The organism is Nonomuraea coxensis DSM 45129 (assembly GCF_019397265.1).
GTDB classification, from domain to species: domain Bacteria; phylum Actinomycetota; class Actinomycetes; order Streptosporangiales; family Streptosporangiaceae; genus Nonomuraea; species Nonomuraea coxensis.
On sequence record NZ_CP068985.1, the window covers coordinates 4,743,241 to 4,761,058 of the forward strand.

The window sequence follows — 17,818 nt, forward strand, 5'->3', positions numbered from 1 at the left end:
TCCGTGAAAGTACGCCGTAACGTGCGAAGGCCGAGGACCCGAACCCGGGTCAGGACCGCGGGACGGGGCCCGTCGAGTCGCGGACGCTGAGGGTGGTCGCCAGCTGGAGGTGCCTGGAGGCAGGCTGGACGCCGTCGGCCATGCCGAGGACGGTCTCGACGGCCATCCGGCCCATGCCGACCAGAGGCTGCCGGACGGAGGTGAGCCTGGGCGTGGTCCACTCGGTCTGCGGCGTGTCGTCGAAACCGGTGACCGACAGCTCCCCCGGCACGGAGATGCCGAAGTCCTTCGCCGCGGCGAGGACCCCGAGGGCTATCTCGTCGTTGCCCGCGACGATCGCGGTCGGACGCTCGTCGAGCGCGAGGAGGTCGCGCCCGTGCCGATGCCCCGCCTCGACGGAGAAGGCCTCATGGCGGATCAGCGCGCCGTCCGGCGCGATGCCGGCCGAGCTGAGCGCGGCCTGGTACCCGTGGAAGCGCTCCAGCGAGGGGGCGGAGCCGAGCGGGCCGCCGATCCAGCCGATCCTGCGGTGGCCGAGCGTGATGACGTGCTCGGTCGCCGAGCGGCCGCCCGCCCAGTTCGTGGATCCGATGCTGACGAGGCGCGACTCGGAGGTGTCGATCGGGTCGATCGTCACGACGGGGACCATGAGCTCCTCCGCGGCCAGCAGCAGCGAGCCTGGTACGGCGACGGCGAGCGCGATGATGCCGACGACGCCGGACGCCTTCTCCCTCTCCATCCAGGCGCGGGCCGCCGTGGGGCTCGTGGCGGCCGCCCCGTCGGACGGCAGGCGGAGGAGCAGCTCGGCCTGCGCGGAGGTCGCGGCCACGAGGATGCCTTGAAGCACCGTCCCGGCGTAACGGGACTCCACGATGTCGAGCACGGTGACGAGGGTGCGGCCCCGGGTCTGCTCGTGCCGTGCCGCGGTCGGCATGTAGCCGATCTCGGCCATGGCCTCCAGGACGAGCTCGCGCGTCCTCGGCCCGACGTCGCTGCGGCCGTTGAGCACTTTCGAAGCGGTCGCCAGGGAGACTCCGGCCATCCGGGCGACATCCGCCAAGGTGACGCGCTCAGAACGACCTCGCGATCGCATGAGGATTCCTCCTGGGGCTCGAAACTCTTTCGAACCTACCACGAACCCTTTTCTCCAGTTGCAAGCGTTGACACGGCACAGACGCGGCACCTACTGTCCTCGCAGCACCGAACAAGTTGCGAAATGTTTTCGGAACTCAACGCGAGGGTTGAGACCATGGACGCTTGCAGATCCTCGATCCGCATCGACGGCGAGGCACGCGACGAGAGCGCGCTCCCGCACGTCTGGAGCCGGTGTGTCGGCGCCGGGCGGGCCAACGAGGCGCTGCGCGCGGACTGGCAGCGGCAGTTCGCTGAAGCGGTCGCCGCCGCCGGATTCCGGTACGTCCGGTTTCACGGCATCTTTCATGACGACATGTTCGTGTACCGGGAGCGGTACGGCGGCGGTTTCGGCGAGGACGCGCCCCTCGCCTCGCCCGTGTACACGTTCAGCTACGTCGACAAGGTGTTCGACTTCATCCTGGAGTGCGGGGCCCGCCCGTTCGTCGAGCTGGGCTTCATGCCACGCGATCTGGCGACGGTGACCGAGACGCTGTTCTGGTGGGGCGCTCACTGCAGCCCGCCCAAAGACGCGGCGCGCTGGGTCGAGCTGGTGACGAGGTCGATCGAGCACTGGATCGACCGGTACGGCCTCGACGAGGTGCGGGAGTGGCGCTTCGAGGTGTGGAACGAGCCGAACCTCGTCCCGCACTTCTGGACCGGGACGAAGACCGAGTACTTCGAGCTCTACGAGCAGACCGTCCGGGCGATCAAGACGATCGATCCCGCGTTGCGGGTGGGCGGGCCCGCGACGAGTGTCTTCGTTCCCGACGACCGCTACAAGGGCGAGACCGAGGACCGCTCCGCGATGCTCGCGACGGCCACCGCCGCCGACGTGGACGCGCTCGACTGGCGCCCGGTGTGGATCGAGGACTTCATCTCCTGGTGCGCGGAGCGCGAGCTGCCGATCGACTTCATCTCGACCCACACCTACCCCACGGACTACGCCTTCGGCGCCGACGGCGAGGCGGTGCAGATCACCAGGTACGCCGACGCGACCTTCGACGACCTGACCCTGCTCGGCGAACTCGTGAAGGACAGCCCGTATCCCGATGCGGAAATCCACGTCACCGAGTGGTCGACGTCGCCGTCGGGCCGCGACTTCATCCACGACACGCTGTTCGCGGCGACCTACATCACCCGGTCGTACCTGAAGTGCGCCACCCTCGCCGACTCGATCTCCTACTGGGCCTTCACCGACGTCTTCGAGGAGGGCGGCGCCGGGATCGGCCCGTTCCACGGCGGGTTCGGCCTGGTGAACGAGGCCGGCATCCACAAACCGGCCTTCCACGCGTTCACGATGCTGGGACGGCTCGGCGACCGGCTGCTCCTCGCCACGCCCGACGGTGTCGTGACCCGGGACAGCCGGACGTCGGCCGTGTCGGCGGTGTTCTTCAACTACCCCGAGGACATGGCCTTGAGAGGTCTCAGCTCGCAGGGCTCCTACGCCGCGACCCGCGCGCTGGCCGAAGTGGGGCCGAGCCGCAGGATCCGCCACGCGATCGGCGGCTTGGAGCCCGGCACCACCTTCCTCGTCGAGATCATGGACTGGGAACACGGGAACGCGGCCGAGGCCTGGTACCGGCTCGGCTCCCCCCTCAACCCGTCCCCCGCCGAGAGCGAGCACCTGCGCAGGGTCGGGGACTCGCTCCTCAGGTTCACGCTGACCGTGTCCGGCACCGGCGTTCTGGACCTCGATGTCGAGCTCGCCCCCTGGGGCGTGATGTCGCTGAGGCAGTCGTCCTGACGCTCACGCGCCAGACAGGTCAGCGCAGACCTCAGCGCCGTGACGCGAGCGCGCCAGTGAGCTGATGAAGGCGCAAGGGGGGTTCGCCGCCGAGTCGGCCGACCTCATGCTGGGCTTCGTCGAGTACGGCGGCGATGCCGAGCTGGTGGATGGCCAGCACCTGGGCGGCGTGCCCGGCCGTCATGGCGGCGATCTGCACGGTCGTGCTCGTCATGCCGGTTCCTGGGCGGTGTGCGTGGCGCCGGGGTTGCCCGGTCGTGTGTCAGCCGGTGCCGCCGGGGGAGATCAGGCCGGTCTCGTAGGCGACCACCACGGCTTGGACGCGGTCACGCAGGCCGAGCTTGGACAGGATGCGCGCGACGTGGGTCTTCACCGTGGCCACGCTGAGGGTCAGCTGGTCGGCGAGTTCGGCGTTGCTCAGGCCGGTGGCGAGCAGGCGCAGCACGTCCAGTTCCCGAGGCGTCAGCTGGGACAGATTGCGGTGGAGGGTGGGCGTCACGTTGTCGCGGCGGGCGAAACGTTCGACCAGGCGACGGGTGATGGTGGGCGCGAGCAGGGCGTCGCCGGAGCGCACCAGGCGTACCGCGGCCACCAGGTGTTCGGGTGTGACGTCCTTGAGCAGGAACCCGCTCGCCCCCGCGGCGAGCGCGGCGTACACGTAGTGGTCGAGGTCGTAGGTGGTCAGGATCAGCACGCGGGTGTCCTCGGCGCCGCCCACGAGGATCCGCCGGGTGGCTTCGAGGCCGTCCATCTGCGGCATCCGGATGTCCATGAGCACGACGTCGGGCCTGGTACGGCGGACCGCGGCGACGGCTTCGTCCCCGTTGGCGGCCTCGGCAGCCACTTCGATGCCGTCGGCGGCGAGGATCATGCGGAATCCCGTGCGAACCAGTGCCTGGTCGTCGACGATGACAGCGCGCAGCCGCTCGGTCATGTTGTCCTCCATGAGACGCGGGCCTTGATCCGGAATCCGCCCCCGGCAGTCCGTCCGGCGTCCAGGGTCCCGCCGTAGGCACGGAGCCGCTCGCGCAACCCGATCAGCCCCCTGCCGTCGCCGGTCCGCGGCCCGGCGCTCCGTGCCCCGCCTGTGTCAGTGACCTCGATCTCCAGCCAGTCGCCGTCATGACCGATCGTCACGCACGCGGCGGCCCCGGCTGCGTGCTTGATCGTGTTGGTGAGGGCCTCCTGCACGACGCGGTAGGCGGTGAGGTCGATCCCGGGAGGCAGCGGCCCAGGAGGCGACACCTCGACGCTCACCGGCACGCCGGCCGCGCGGACCCGTTCCACCAGGGCTTCGAGCTGGTCGAGCCCGGGTTGGGGTTCGAGCCCGTCGGAAGGCCCGTCGAGACGCTCACCACCCGGGCCGGCGAGCAGGCCCATGACGTGGCGCAGTTCGGCCATGGCGGCCCGGCCGCCGGACTCGATCGCGATCAGAGCCTGCTTCGACTGCTCCGGCTCCACGTCCATGACCTTGCGGGCCGCGCCGGCCTGGATCACCATCACGCTGACATTGTGGGTCACCACATCGTGGAGCTCGGCGGCGATCCGGGAGCGCTCCTCCGCGACAGCCCTGCGCATGGCGTCGGCCTGCGCCCGCTGCAGCTCGGCGAGCCGATGCCGGCTGGCTCCCTGCTGTCGCCGCCAGAAACGGACGAAGCTCCCGAAGACGCCGACGCTCAGCAGGACGACGAACGGTCCCATCCAATTCGGCAGCCCAGGCGCGACGTCCCGGAAGGCGCCACCGGCGAGCCCGGCCGCGAGCACAAGGCCACCCATCGCCAGGAACCTGTTACGGCTGTGGACGACGGCACCGTACGCGGCGACAGCGCAGGTCAGTACGGTGATCCAGGTCGCACCCGCGTGGGTGGCCAGCGCCGCGGCCAGCACCACCCAGAAGGTGATGAGCGGGTACCGGCGCCGCGCCGCCAGCGGCAACGCCGTCAGCGCCACGAGGAACGCGGGCGGGTCGTAGGGCTGAGGCTGAGCAGGAGCGTTGCCGGGCGGGTCGCCAGAGGGTGGGAGTGGGTCGTTGGACAGGGCGCCAGGGGGTGGTGAGTAGCCGGTCGTGGAATCAGGAGCTGGCTGAAGATCAGGAGTCGGCGGGAGATCAGGAACCGGCGGTCGGGGCGAGGGGGCAGGTCGGAGCCGCAAGTACTCGATCACTTCGGGCTGATCCGCGACAGGGCCGATCACTGGATATTTCACCGATAAGGTCACCGCGATGACCGTCAGGACGATCGCGACCACCGCGTCGGCCGCGAGTGCTCTGCGAGACGGCCTCGGGGGTCCGTCGCCGCTCAGCCCCGGCGTGCCCTGCATGCCACGCCGGTCCGGGTAGTCCTCGTCCAACCGGCTGCCCAGGCCGAGCACATATCGCCACCATGGTAGTCGTTCACCGGTTTCCACCGGCACATTGTCACACCTGCCTGCCCGTCAGGCATCGGCCGTTGTGACGGGACTCGCGGTCTTCGGGAGTACATCGCAGGGATGACCTGGCGGCCCTTCGTTCTCAGGCAGTACGCGATCTCGGTATGACGGCCGACGCGCACCGGCACGGGCAGTGCCTAGTTTCGTTCCCACCATCACGCCGCTCTGGAGCCGTTACCTCGACCTCGAGCTCGACGAAAGCGTCGAGGCGCTGTTCATGACCACCTTTCGGACCACCTCTCAGGAAGACATAGCGTGACTTTTGTCCTGCAGGCCCAGGCACTGGGCAAGAAGTACGGCAAGCGCTGGGCACTGAGCGACTGCTCCATCGACATCCCGGCAGGCCACGTCGTGGGGCTGGTGGGCCCCAACGGAGCAGGGAAGACCACGTTGCTGAAGCTGGCGAGCGGTCAGCTCGAACCGACGGCGGGCGACATCTCGGTGCTCGGCGGGCGGCCCGGGGGCACGCCCGGGCAACTGGCCAGGGTCGGGTTCGTCGCCCAGGACACCCCCCTCTACGCCGGGCTGACCATCGCCGAACACCTGCGATTAGGCGCCCGGCTCAACCCCCGCTGGGACGCCGACATGGCGCGCGAGCGGATCGCGCGGCTCGGTCTCGCGCCCTCGCGTCGGGCGGGCAGGCTGTCGGGCGGCGAGCGCGCCCAGCTCGCCCTCACCCTGGGCCTGGCCAAGCGACCGGAGCTGCTGATCCTCGACGAGCCGGTCGCCTCGCTCGACCCGCTGGCGCGCCGGGAGTTCATGCAGAGGCTGGTGGAGGCCACGGTCGAGCACGAGTTCAGCGTGGTGCTCTCCTCCCACCTGATCTCCGACCTGGAACGGATCTGCGATTACGTGATCGTGCTCGTCGACTCCCGCGTCCAGGTGACCGGTGAGGTCGACGGGCTGCTGGCCACCCACTACCGGCTCACCGGCCCGCGCCGTACCCTCGATCGGCTCCCCTCCGACCAGCACGTGGTCTCCGCCGGAGAGACCGACCGGCAGAGCACCGTCGTCGTCCGTGGCGACGCCGCGATCCTCGACCCCGCCTGGACGGTCAGCCGGCTCAGCCTGGAAGACCTCGTCCTCGCCTACATGGACAAGCACGCCGCAGGGAACCGGCGGGCCGCCGTGGAGGTGCAGCGATGATCTGGCTGACCTGGCGTCAGTTCCGCGGGTCGGCCGTGATGATGGCGGCCGTGCTCGTCGTCCTCACCGTCGTGCTGGCCCTGACCGGCCCGGACCTGGCCTCCCGCTACGCTGCCGGGATCGCCGGCTGTACCCCGGACGACACCTGCGACCAGTTCTTCGACGGGTTCTTCGACGAATACGAGCTCCTCTTCGTGGCCGTCAGCTTCGTCGTGCTGGCCCTGCCCGCTCTGGTCGGGTTCTTCTGGGGCGCGCCGCTGATCACCCGTGAGCTGGAGGCGGGCACGCACCTGCTGGTGTGGAACCAGAGCATCACCCGCGGCCGCTGGCTGGCGGTCAAGCTCGGGCTTGTCGGCCTGGTGGCCATGGCCGCGGCCTGCGTGTGCGGCCTCGTGGTGACCTGGTGGTCCGATCCCCTGGACAAGTCAGCCGTTCCGGAGCTGGCTTTGATGGCGCCCCTGGTGTTCGGCGCGCGGGGCATCGCCCCGATGGGGTATGCGGCCTTCGCCTTCGTCTTGGGCGTGACCGTGGGCATACTGGTGCGCCGCACACTGCCCGCCATGGCTCTCACCCTGGCCGCCTTCGCCGCGATCCAGATCGCCATGCCGCTGCTGGTCCGGCCCCACCTGATGCCCCCGGTCTCCGCGACCTTCGAGGTCAGCCGCGTGAACGGGATGGGGCCCCACATAAAGGAGCGGGGAGGCGGATCCGTGTACATATCCATGCGGCCGGCCGTTCCCGGCCACCTGGGCGCCTGGGTCCTGTCCAGCGACCTCCTCGATCCGTCCGGACGCACGATCGCCGGCATGGGGGAAGAAGCGCCCATCCCCGTATCCGCGACGTCAGGGCCCTGCGCACCGGCAGGCGGACCACCGAATCTGGACGCGTGCTGGCTCGAGATCAACCGCCTCGGCTACCGGCAGCAGGCGACCTACCAGCCTTTGGAGCGCTTCTGGCCCTTCCAGTGGATCGAGACCGGGATCTACGCCCTGCTCACGCTCGGGCTCACGTGGTTCTCGTTCTGGTGGCTCCGAAGGCGCCTGTCATGACCGTCCTCAGGACCGCGGCCGCCGTTCTCGCCGTCCTCCTGGCGGCGGCCTGCACGGCGCCGACGCCGCCGCGCATCCAGGCGGGCACGGCGGGCGCAACGGCCTGCACGCCGCCCCACGGCCCGCGGGAACCGGAGACGGCCACCACGATCGACGTCATCGAGCAGGCGTACTTCTGCATCCTCGGCAACTACTACAGCGGCGCCACGCTGGACGCCCGATCGCTGCTGACCGTCGGGTTCCTCGCCCTGACGCAGGAGATCAACCGCGACGGGCGCGACGTGCCCGATGCGATCATGCCGGCGCTGACCGGTGACCGGAAAGCCGACTGGGCCGCCTTCGAGACCGCCTACCGGAAGATCACCGACCAGGTCCCCGACCTGCGCGACAAGCTGGCCGTCGTCACCTTGGAAGCCATCGTGGCCGCCCTCGGTGACAACCACGCCAACTGGACGCACGACGTCAAGCGACCGCTCGACTACTACGACGGCGACGGCTACGGCCTGGGCCTTGAGGCGAACGTGGACGTCTCGCAGGCCGACGGCGACACTCCCCGCGTCGCCCTCGCCCCGCTATTCGTCACCACCGTGCTCGGCGGCGCGGCACAGGCCGCCGGGCTGCTTCCCGGCGACGTCATCGAGTCGATCAACGGGACGCCGCCCTTCTTCGACGGGAAGGCCACCCCGGCGATCGCCGCCCTCTACCCCGAATATCCAAAGGTGCGCCCGGTCGAGTTGCGGCTCCTTCGGCAGGCCACCGGCCGCCGCTGGACGGTCACGCTCACGCCCGGCCCCTACGAGCGTGATCTGGCCGCGCTGCAGGTGGTGCGGTCGAAGCTGCTGGACGACGACGTCGCCTACGTACGGATGACCGGATTCGCCCCCGACTCCGCGAACAGGGTGCTCAAGGCGATCACCAGGCTGCGCACCGGCCGGACCCTGTCCGGCGTCGTGCTGGACCTGCGCGGCAACAGCGGCGGCAGCCCCGCGGAGGCGACCCGGCTGCTGAGCGCGTTCGTCCACGGCAAGGTCACCGCCTACCAGTGCGCCGTGGACGGAAAATGCTCGACCTCCCGGACCGACGACACCGTGCAACTGCTCCACCTGCCCCTGGTCGTGCTCGTCGACCAGGGCTGCGCCTCGGCGTGCGAGCACACCAGCGCCGCGGTCAAAGACCTGCGCATCGGCCAACTGGTCGGCACCAGAACCGCCGGCGTGATCTCCGGCCCGGCCCGGTCGTACCTGCTCGCCAACAACACCCTCCTGACTTTCCCTGACAGGCACCACCTGGGGCCCGGCCGCGAGGTGATCGACCGGATCGGCGTGCCGCCCGACCACTACGTGCCCCTGACCCCGAAGGACGCGGCCGCCGGGCGCGACCCCGCGCTGGCCAAGGCCCTGACCTTGCTGCACAAGTGAACGGACCTCTCCATGAGACAGATCCTGGCCGTCACCGCGGGACTGGCCGTCCTGGCCGCGTCCGCCTGCTCCGCACCCGCACCGCCCCGATCCGACGCCCCGCCGGTCACGCCAGCCGGCCCCGCCACCCTGCCCGCCCCCACCGGCCCCCACCCTGTCGGCACCATAGCCCTGTACCTGAAGGACATCTCCCGCCCCGACCCCTGGAATCTCGACGCCGATGCCAGAGAGCTCAAGGTCACCCTGTGGTATCCGACCGAGCAGCGCGACGGGCAGCACGCGCCGTACATGACACCCAAGGAATCGGAACTCCTGCTCAAGGGCACCGGGATCGCGAGCGCGCCGTACGACACGCTGAGCAAGACCCGCACCAACGCCATCCTCAACGCCGAACCCGCAGGGAAGAAGCTGCCGCTGGTGGTAGTCTCCCCCGGCTTCACCAAGCCGATGAGCACACTGACGTCCCTGGCCGAGGACCTGGCCAGCCGGGGGTACGTCGTGGCGGGGATCGACCACACCTACGAGAGCTACGCCACCACCTTCCCGGACGGGCGGGTCGCGGAATGCCTCGCCTGCGACAGCGACACCGACCCCGGCTTCGGCACAGGGACGGTCCAGGGCCGGGTGGCCGACGTCTCCTTCGTCCTCGACCAGCTGCCATCGAAGTGGGACGACTCCAGCCTGATCGACCGCTCCAGAATCGCGATGGCGGGCCAGTCGCTCGGCGGGGCCACCGCCCTGGCGGCCATGGTGAAGGAGCCCCGGATACGCGCCGGGATCGACATGGACGGCACCACCTACGCCCGCATCCCGAAGAGCGGGTTGTCTCGGCCGTTCCTGTTCATGGGGACGAAGCAGCATGTCCCCAGCGGCCCCGACAACTCCTGGGACCGCGACTGGAACCTGCTGACAGGATGGAAGCGCTGGATCGTCCTGACGGGCACCGAACACACGTCCTTCACCGACAGCCCGCTGCTGGCGGACGCCCTCGCCATCAAGCCCCTGCCCGGTACCCTGCCCGCGGCCCGCGCTGCCGAGCTCACCCGCACCTACGTGGCGGCCTTCCTCGACCGGCACCTGAAGTCGCAGCCGCAATCCCTCATGGAGGGGCCGTCATCCCGCTACCCCGAGGTCAAGTTCTGCACCTCCCCGCCAGAACCCCGTTGGCGCGCTCGACGACATAAGCCTGCGTGACGATGATCCTGCTCGAATCGCCGCCCAGGGCCCGCAGCGCACTGCCCTCCGCGCAGAAGACGTCGCATCCCGGGACGGCCTGCGACCAGCCTGCCGGCGCCGACTCGACCTTCACGATCGCCGCCTTGTTCCCGACGGTCCCCGCATATCGCCTTGACCTGGAGCGCGCTCCAATTCCTAGCCTCGGTCCCACCGGGGATCGACGACAGGAGAACTCGCGTGAGGACCGTACAACTCGGCCGTACCGGCGAACAGGTCAGCCAGCTCGCCCTGGGCTGCATGATCATGGGCACCGTCACGCCGGAGGACGAAGCCGTCACGATGCTGGACCGGTACGCGGAGGCCGGCGGCACCTTCCTGGACACCGCCGACTGCTACGCCTGGTGGGAGCGCCGGGGCAGTCACGGAGGAGAGAGCGAGGAGCTGATCGGCCGCTGGCTGGCGAGGTCCGGCCGGCGCGACCAGATGTTCCTGGCCACCAAGGGCAGCGCGGTCGTACGGGACCTGGACGCGGTCTGGGCCGGCGGCCGTCCGGACTGGGACGTCGCCTACCGCACCTTCGTCGGGGCCGGGGCGAAGACGTTGCGCGAGGCGATCGACGGCAGCCTGCGCAGGCTCGGCACCGATCACGTAGATCTCTACTATGTGCACGTCGACGACCGGGCCACGCCCCTGGAGGAGACGCTGGAGGCGCTCGCCGGCATCGTCCAAGCCGGCAAGGCCCGCTACATCGGCTGGTCCAACGTACGGACGTGGCGGCTGGAGCGCATCCGGCAGTTGTGCGCCCAGCACGGGTGGCCGGCGCCGGTCGCGCTCCAGCAGCAGCACTCCTACCTGCGGCGCCGGGCCGGGCTACGGCACGCGTCCATCGTGGACGACGAGCAGCTCGACTACCTGGAGACGCACGACGACCTGACCCTGGTCGCGTACTCCCCCATCCTCAAGGGCATCTACGACGACCCGGGCAAGCGGCGGGGCCACGGGGCGATGGACCCTTACCAGGGCCCGGACTCCGAGGCCCGGCTCGCGGTGGTCGCCGAGGTGGCCGCGGAGGTCGGCGTCACCCCGAACGCGCTGGTCCTGGCGTGGCTGATGTACCAGAGCTCGCCGGCGATCGTGCCGCTGATCGGGCCCCGAACCCTCCAGCAGTACGAGGCCGCGCTCCCGGCGCTCGACGTCAAACTCACGGACGAGCAGCTCAGCCGGCTCGACGCGGCCGACGCCTGACGCGGCATGGCCCCGAGGCGGCGGGGTCAAGGATGGCCCGTCCAAGGGCCGGGGGAAGAACCGCCGGGCCGAGATCAGCTACGGCGCCCAGTCCCTCTGGCGGGCGGCACGCCGGTCACCGCGCCGATGCCCGGCATCGGCGGGTTCACCGCCCCGTGCGGGCGCTGCTCACAGGTCCCGCGATGACAGACGCGGCGTTGTCGCGCCCTCAGTCGGGGGCTGCGGCGGTGACGGCCTGGAGGGCGGCACTCAGGGTCCGGGCCTGTGTCGGCGACTGCTGGGCGTCGGCGAGGGCGATGGCACTGTCGTTGTGGTGCAGCATCACGATGCCGTCGTGCAGGGTGACGGCGTGGAAGGCGCAGCCGGGCAGCCGCACCCCGGGTTGACCGTCGACGTCGGCCAGCGGCGGCACGATCAGGCCGGTGGTCGCTTGGGCGGCGGCGAGCTGACGGCGTAGGGTCTGCAGTTCGCGTTCGGTCATCTCCAGGCGGGTTTCGGCGGTGGCCCGGTCCAGGCGGGCTTGGTCGTGCTGGGCCCGTAGGCGGTCGCGTTCCTCCTCGAAGCGGCGCTGGGCCTCGGCTAGGGTGTCGCGTGCCGCGCGGGTTTCTGCGCGGGCCTGCTCGGCGGCGCTGCCGGCCTGCTGGAGTTGCTGGCGGGTGGTGGCGAGGTGCGCGCCGGTCTGTTCCAGGTTGTCGTTCAGGCGGCGGACGTCGGCATTGGCCTGGTGCAGCTGACGGTCGCGTTCGGCCAGGGCCTCGGCGCGTTCCTCGGCCAGGGCCTCGGCGCGCGACAGGTCCGCGGCCAGGCGGTTGAGCTGCTCGGCCTGGCGGGTGGTCACGAGCTGCTCGTCGTTCAGCCGGGTGGTGAGGTTGCCGATCTGGACGCCGAGGCGTTCGGTATGGGTGCGGGCCTCGATGTGGATGCGGTCGCGGTGGTCCTCGGCCACGCGCTGGGCGTGGAGGGCTTCCTGCTGGGCGTTCAGCGCCGCGTCGCGTTCCTGCTCGGCCGTCTGGCGGCCGGCGTGGGCGGCGCGCATCGCGGTGCGGGCCTGCTCGGCGTCGGCTTCGGCCTGCTGCACGCGCGCCTCGGCCTGGGCCAGCTGGGCGGCGACTGCCTGCCACACCTGCTCCAGACGCTCGTCGAGGCGGTGCAGGTCCTCGCGTTCGGCGGCCAGCTGGGCGTCGCGCTGGTGCAGAGCGGCGCGGATCTGAACGGCCTCGGCGGTGAAGGCGCTGACCGCGGTGTGCGTGGCCACCGCGGCGGGAGCGCTGTCGGCGGCGCGGCTGGCCTCGTTGCCGCACAGCTTGCAGCAGTACTTGCTGGGGCGGCCGCCCTTGCCGGGCTCGCGCTCGGGCTTGGCGCGGCCGCAGCCGGGCCGGGCGCATTGGCGCAGGACGTCGTCGGTGGCCAGGGCCGGACACTCGCGGGTGTGTCCCCGGCCGCCGCGGGGCGGCTCCTCCCCGCTCGGGCTTGCCGGCGGTGGCGACACCTCTTCCCGTCCGGCGGCGGATCCGGCAGGCGAGGTCGGCGGCGGAACGGGCAAGGCGCCGGCGTCGTCCTGGCCCGGGGTCGTGCCGCTCGGTTCGCTGGGGTCGAAGCTGATCTCCTCCACGAAGGTAATTTAGCATCAGCACATGCTAGAAGATTTGCCGATTCACATATCGCATGTGCGTTTTATTGATGATCACTGAGAAGTGGAGTTCTCAAAGATCATCTCTGCTAGGGTGGATCCGTGATCGAGCCCGAGTCCGAGCCGGCCCTGGGGCCGGGATCCCGCCCGCTCCCCGCAACCGCCTTCCCCGCCTCCGCCGCCGGACTGGTGCCGGCCACCGCCGCGGCGGTCGCGCCCGCCCGCGACCCGTACCTGCTCTACCTGGGGCGCCTCGGCAGCGCCGACTCCCGCCGCGCCATGCAGATCTGCCTGGACCACATCACCCGCATGCTGACCGGCGACCGGCTCGACGACGCCACCGTCACCGGCCAGGGCCAGCCCTGGCACCACCTGCGCTACGAGCACACCGCCTGGATCCGCGAGCAGATCGACCAGATGGACTGGTCCCCCGCCTACCGGAACAAGCACCTGGCCGCGTTGCGCGGCGTGCTCAAGGAGGCGTGGAAGCTCGGCCTGCTCAGCACCGACGACCACCAGCGGGCCGTCGCCCTGGCGCCGTTCGCCGGCCACCGCGAACCGGCCGGCCAGCACGTCCCCGACACCGTCATCGGCGCCCTCATCGCCGCCTGCGACGCCGACCGCTCATCCGCCGGCGCCGTCACCGGCGCCGGGCTGCGCGACGCGGCCATCATCGCCGTGCTGGACGCCTGCGGCCTGCGCCGCGCCGAACTCGTCGCCCTGCAGTACGCCGACTACGACCGGGCCCGGCGCCTGCTCACCGTCATCGGCAAGGGCGACAAACAACGCCGCATCCCGGTCAACACCTTCGCCGCCCGCCGCCTGGAGGCGTGGCTCGCCCGCCGTGGCACTCACCGCGGCCCGCTGTTCCCGCGCCTGACCCGCGGCGGCACCGTACGCACCGCCCCCGACGGCCGCCCCTGGCAGATGAACCCCCAGGCCGTACGCGACATCCTCGCCAAACGCACCGAGCAGGCCGCCACCACGCCGGTACGGCCGCACGACCTGCGCCGCACCTTCATCTCCAACCTGCTGCCGCAGGCCGACGCGATCATGACCGCCCGCCTGGCCGGCCACGCCAGCCCCAGCACCACCCTCGGCTACGACGTACGCCCCGACGAAGAAGCCCGAGACGCCGTCGAACGACTCCGCGTCCCCACCGTCGCGCCCCTTCTACCCGACAAAACCGCAGATCAGCCGCCCGGCACCGCATCCTGACCAGGACGCGCGTTTGCCGACATGGCAACGAATCTTGGCCGCCGGGAAGCCGCGCACCTATGGTCGGCGTGATCAAGAAAGTGCAGGTCGAGGAGGGGCTCGATGACGGTCGAGCATCGGATCTTGGAAGCGGGCGCGGGGCGCGTTCACCTGGCGGAGCAGGGCAGCGGGCCGCTGGTGCTGCTGGTCCACGGGTTCCCCGAGTCGTGGTACTCCTGGCGGCGGCAGATGCCTGCGCTGGCGCAGGCGGGCTACCGGGCCGTCGCTCTCGACGTGCGGGGCTACGGGCGCTCGTCCAAGCCGCGGGACCCTGCCGCGTACCGGATGCTCGACCTGGTCGCCGACAACGTTGCGGTGGTGCGGGCGCTCGGCGAGTCCTCGGCGGTGATCATCGGCCACGACTGGGGGGCGACGATCGCCGCGCACTCCGCGCTGCTCGCACCGGAAACGTTCCGTGCGGTCGGCATCTTGAGCGTGCCGTACGTGCCGCCGGGCGGTCCCCGGCCGAGCGAGGCGTTCGCCCGGATGGGCGGGGAGGAGGAGTTCTACGTCTCCTACTTCCAGAAGCCCGGCCGGGCCGAGTCCGAGATCGAGCCGGACGTGAGGGGCTGGCTCACCGGGTTCTACCGCGCTCTGTCCGGCGACACCATGGCCGGACCCGACGCTCCCGACCCGCATTTCGCCACCCGCGAGGGCGGCACCCTGCGCGAGCGGTTCCCTACGGGGGCCCTGCCGTCCTGGCTGACGGAGGAGGATCTCGATTTCTACGCCGCGGAGTTCGAGCGGACCGGTCTCACCGGAGCGCTCAACCGGTACCGCAACATGGACCGCGACTGGGAAGACCTGGCTCCCTACGCCGGGGCCCCGATCAAGCAGCCGTCCCTGTTCGTCGGTGGGAAGCGGGACGCGTCCACCATGTGGCTGTCCGACGCCATCGACGCCTACCCCCATACTCTCCCGAATCTGACCGGCAGCCATCTCCTGGACTGCGGCCACTGGATCCAGCAGGAACGCCCCGACGACGTCAACCGCCTCCTCCAGGAGTTCCTCGACAACCTCTGACCTTGTTCTTCATCCACCGGACCGTTGCGCTCGTCTGGAGGACAACGAACAACACCATGGGGTGGTCGACCTGCTCAACTCCCCGTTGCGAGGTCATGTGGTTCGACTCGTTTGAGCGACGCGCTCACCCGCACGAGCCCGCCCTCGCGACCGATTCGACCCCGGGTGGTCCAGTCAACGCGTAGTCACTCGAAACAACACCCAAGCGGTACGATGCGAACACCGAACCGGGCAGCTGGCCGCACCAGCAGCACCAGCGGGCAGGACTTTTCCGTCAGGGGGCATGGTCGTACCTCGCCCACCAGCGGTTTTCCACGTACCTCACGTTGATGGAGAACCCGATCATGACCTCTGCCGTCCCTCGCGCCTTCCACTGCGAGCACACCCGCGCCAAGAGCAGGGTGCACGCCCTCGTCGAGCGCTCCGGCCAGCCCGCGACCCTGCATGCCGTACTGACCTGCACCGATCCCGCCCTCGCTCAGCACGCCGCCTACCTTCTCTCCTCGGTGCTGGAGAACGGCCTGGGCCCCGCCACCCGCGCTGAGTCGGAGCGGATCGCAGCGGCTCTGCCCGACGCACCCGCCGCCTCCTTCCGCCGTGCGCTGGCCGATGTCGTGAACGGGACCTGGGCCGACACCCCCGAACTCGCCGCCACGTGGGAGTCCCTGCGGCGGGGCCGCCGCGACTCGGCCGGCCTCGGTGACGACCTTGCGAGCCGCACGCCGCACGACGCCCGCCTCGACGCCTTCCCAGGGCCGGTCGTACGCACGATCAGCCTGCTGGAGGTGCACGTCCACGACCCGGCTCGCCTTCTCGCGGCGGCCACCGCGACGGGCTGGAGGCCGTTCGACGCCGAGGACCTCGACGAGGACGACAGACAGGACGTCGTCGGAGCCGTCATGCACTTCATCAACGGCCCGGAGTTCCTGCCCGGCGCCGACCAGTTGACGGACGTCATGCAGGCGCGGCTGCTGCGCGTCGACAGGGGCGATGAGGTGAGCGAGTGGAGCACCGCACCCGTGACGGCAGCGGCAGCCCGGCCAGCACCTCACGGAGCTGCGCCACGTCGATCCGGCCGCGGTGGAGCGCGCCGTACAAGACGCCATGCCTGCAGGTACTCCGGCGACAAGGTCAGATCCACCGGCGAGCGCACCGGTCCCGGCTCGCACATTCCATGACTTCGACTCGCCGGCCGAGTTCGAGGCGTCGGCGGTGGCGAACCCGTCACCTCCCGTGTCGAAAAAGCTACGGGCATGGAATGCGCAAGACGCGCTGCCACCACGGATGTCTCGACCATGCCGAATCTACGCTTTCCGCATGGCTTTTGTGATCCCAGAGATCAAGGTCGGCCTGGCCGAGCTCGGTGGCGGGCTTGACTCCCGGTGCTCAAGATGCGGCAAGCGCGCGACCCTGTACTACGTCGATCCGGCGACCGGAATACCCACGTACGTCTGCACGGCCGATGCGGGTCCCGAGGTGGAGGCGATGCTCCTGCGCTCCGCCGACTAGCCGGGTCACCGTGTTCGTCGCCGGGCGCAGACCCGGGATGGTGGGGATTGGTGCCGGCTGACCGGGTTTCGGGCGTCGTGTTACGTGCCCTTGTTAGCACGTCTTAATAGTCGCATACTCACTATGTCCGGACATTTCCTGACGGGGGCTGGGGCATGCGTCTGGTCTTTTCTGCCGCAGGACTGGCCGCGACGACCTTCACCATCTCCCCCCTGCACCACACCCTGTTCGCCGCCCTGTGCCTGCATCATCCCGGCTTCGCGGCGCCCGGATCGCCGTGGCGGGACCTGGCGTGCCGGACGCCCGCCCGGGCCATGCCGTTCGTGCGACGCGTCCACCACGCGCCGCACAGCCTGTCCGGCTTCCTCTGGGCCGATCTGCCGCTGCCGCCCGAGGTGGACACGCTCAGCGACGAGCTCGACGTCCAGCCCGGTTTCGGCGACGTCGCCGACGCGCTACGCGCCTTCTACGTGAGCTGCGTGGCCCCGGAGTGGGACGCGATACGCCGCCGCCTGAGCGCGCACGTCAACCGCTTCTCCGAGCTGATCTGCGTGCGGGGTTTCGGCCGCACACTGCCCAGGCTCACCCCCAGGCTGAGCTGGTACGGCTGCGCCCTGCAGATCGACACCTCGGGCATGAGCCCGTCGCCGATGGAGCTCGGTGACGGCGGCGTGGCGTTCTCGCCGCTGATGTGCGCCAGCCGGCGCTTCCTCGCGCTGGCGCCGCCCTGCGGCGACCACAGGGCGGTCATCGCCTATCCGGTCAGCGACGAGGGCGTCCGGCGCCCCGTGCCGGTGGACGCCCTGGCCCAGGTCCTCGGGCAGGCTCGCGCCAGGGTGCTGCGCTCGATCGGCGGCGGATCGGCGACCGGCGAGCTGGCCAGGTCGCTGGCGGTGAGTGCCTCCACGGTGTCCGAGCACGTGACGGCGTTGCGGCTGGCGGGGCTCGTGGACACCTACCGCGAGGGCCGGGCGGTGCGGCACGTGCTCACCGCGCTGGGGCACGAACTCCTCAAGAACAGTGCCTGATTTGTCGCATTTCGGTGGCGGTCCGAAAGGAT

16 protein-coding genes are annotated in these 17,818 nt (G+C 70.5%); 11 read left to right on the forward strand and 5 right to left on the reverse strand.

Annotated elements, in window-relative coordinates:
* Positions 1–49 precede the first annotated feature (49 nt).
* Positions 50–1,042, reverse strand: a complete 993-nt coding sequence (locus tag Nocox_RS22290; protein ID WP_211212775.1) for a LacI family DNA-binding transcriptional regulator — start codon at positions 1,040–1,042, stop codon at positions 50–52.
* Positions 1,043–1,249: 207 nt separating this feature from the next.
* On the opposite strand from Nocox_RS22290, the gene Nocox_RS22295 reads away from it, so the two are divergent.
* Positions 1,250–2,878 (forward strand): GH39 family glycosyl hydrolase, encoded by a 1,629-nt coding sequence (locus Nocox_RS22295; RefSeq protein WP_020545860.1) that lies wholly within the window; start codon positions 1,250–1,252, stop codon positions 2,876–2,878.
* Between the two features lie 31 nt (positions 2,879–2,909).
* Here the strand turns inward: Nocox_RS22295 and Nocox_RS22300 are convergent, their stop codons facing one another.
* Genes Nocox_RS22300 through Nocox_RS22310 form a run of 3 tightly spaced genes read right to left on the reverse strand, consistent with a single transcriptional unit; the run spans position 2,910 to position 4,828 of the window.
* A complete protein-coding gene (locus Nocox_RS22300; protein WP_020545859.1) occupies positions 2,910–3,092 on the reverse strand; it encodes a hypothetical protein in 183 nt (60 codons plus the stop codon).
* Positions 3,093–3,140: 48 nt separating this feature from the next.
* On the reverse strand, positions 3,141–3,812 hold the full coding sequence (locus tag Nocox_RS22305; RefSeq protein WP_020545858.1) for a response regulator: 672 nt from the start codon (positions 3,810–3,812) through the stop codon (positions 3,141–3,143).
* Positions 3,809–4,828, reverse strand: coding sequence for a sensor histidine kinase (locus Nocox_RS22310; RefSeq protein WP_020545857.1), 1,020 nt, complete (start codon positions 4,826–4,828; stop codon positions 3,809–3,811). Before Nocox_RS22310 ends, Nocox_RS22305 begins: the two co-directional genes overlap by 4 nt.
* A gap of 732 nt (positions 4,829–5,560) precedes the next feature.
* On the opposite strand from Nocox_RS22310, the gene Nocox_RS22315 reads away from it, so the two are divergent.
* The 5 genes from Nocox_RS22315 (at position 5,561) to Nocox_RS22335 (ending at position 11,339) form a co-directional block, all read left to right on the forward strand.
* On the forward strand, positions 5,561–6,451 hold the full coding sequence (locus Nocox_RS22315) for an ABC transporter ATP-binding protein (RefSeq protein WP_020545855.1): 891 nt from the start codon (positions 5,561–5,563) through the stop codon (positions 6,449–6,451).
* Positions 6,448–7,500, forward strand: a complete 1,053-nt coding sequence (locus tag Nocox_RS22320; RefSeq protein WP_020545854.1) for a hypothetical protein — start codon at positions 6,448–6,450, stop codon at positions 7,498–7,500. The genes Nocox_RS22315 and Nocox_RS22320 overlap by 4 nt, the downstream gene beginning before the upstream one ends.
* Positions 7,497–8,918 carry a S41 family peptidase gene (locus tag Nocox_RS22325; protein WP_020545853.1) on the forward strand — a complete coding sequence of 474 codons (1,422 nt, stop codon included), beginning with the start codon at positions 7,497–7,499 and terminating at the stop codon, positions 8,916–8,918. Before Nocox_RS22320 ends, Nocox_RS22325 begins: the two co-directional genes overlap by 4 nt.
* A gap of 12 nt (positions 8,919–8,930) precedes the next feature.
* Positions 8,931–10,112 (forward strand): alpha/beta hydrolase family protein, encoded by a 1,182-nt coding sequence (locus Nocox_RS22330; protein WP_020545852.1) that lies wholly within the window; start codon positions 8,931–8,933, stop codon positions 10,110–10,112.
* A gap of 219 nt (positions 10,113–10,331) precedes the next feature.
* Positions 10,332–11,339, forward strand: a complete 1,008-nt coding sequence (locus Nocox_RS22335) for an aldo/keto reductase (RefSeq protein ID WP_020545851.1) — start codon at positions 10,332–10,334, stop codon at positions 11,337–11,339.
* Between the two features lie 208 nt (positions 11,340–11,547).
* On the opposite strand, the gene Nocox_RS22340 is transcribed toward Nocox_RS22335, so the two are convergent.
* On the reverse strand, positions 11,548–12,951 hold the full coding sequence (locus Nocox_RS22340) for a coiled-coil domain-containing protein (RefSeq protein WP_026214898.1): 1,404 nt from the start codon (positions 12,949–12,951) through the stop codon (positions 11,548–11,550).
* Positions 12,952–13,071: 120 nt separating this feature from the next.
* Here Nocox_RS22340 and Nocox_RS22345 point away from each other — a divergent pair, with 120 nt between their 5' ends.
* The 5 genes from Nocox_RS22345 to Nocox_RS22365 all read left to right on the forward strand — a co-directional run bounded on the left by Nocox_RS22345 (position 13,072) and on the right by Nocox_RS22365 (position 17,786).
* A complete protein-coding gene (locus tag Nocox_RS22345; protein WP_020545850.1) occupies positions 13,072–14,187 on the forward strand; it encodes a tyrosine-type recombinase/integrase in 1,116 nt (371 codons plus the stop codon).
* A 102-nt stretch (positions 14,188–14,289) separates the two neighbouring features.
* On the forward strand, positions 14,290–15,249 hold the full coding sequence (locus Nocox_RS22350) for an alpha/beta hydrolase (protein ID WP_020545849.1): 960 nt from the start codon (positions 14,290–14,292) through the stop codon (positions 15,247–15,249).
* Positions 15,250–15,593: 344 nt separating this feature from the next.
* Positions 15,594–16,427 carry a hypothetical protein gene (locus Nocox_RS22355; protein ID WP_020545848.1) on the forward strand — a complete coding sequence of 278 codons (834 nt, stop codon included), beginning with the start codon at positions 15,594–15,596 and terminating at the stop codon, positions 16,425–16,427.
* Positions 16,428–16,566: 139 nt separating this feature from the next.
* The gene (locus Nocox_RS22360; RefSeq protein WP_020545847.1) at positions 16,567–16,758 is read left to right on the forward strand and encodes a hypothetical protein; all 192 of its coding nucleotides are present in this window, start codon (positions 16,567–16,569) and stop codon (positions 16,756–16,758) included.
* A 155-nt stretch (positions 16,759–16,913) separates the two neighbouring features.
* Complete coding sequence (locus Nocox_RS22365; RefSeq protein WP_020545846.1) at positions 16,914–17,786, forward strand: ArsR/SmtB family transcription factor; 873 nt, start codon at positions 16,914–16,916, stop codon at positions 17,784–17,786.
* Positions 17,787–17,818: the final 32 nt, after the last annotated feature.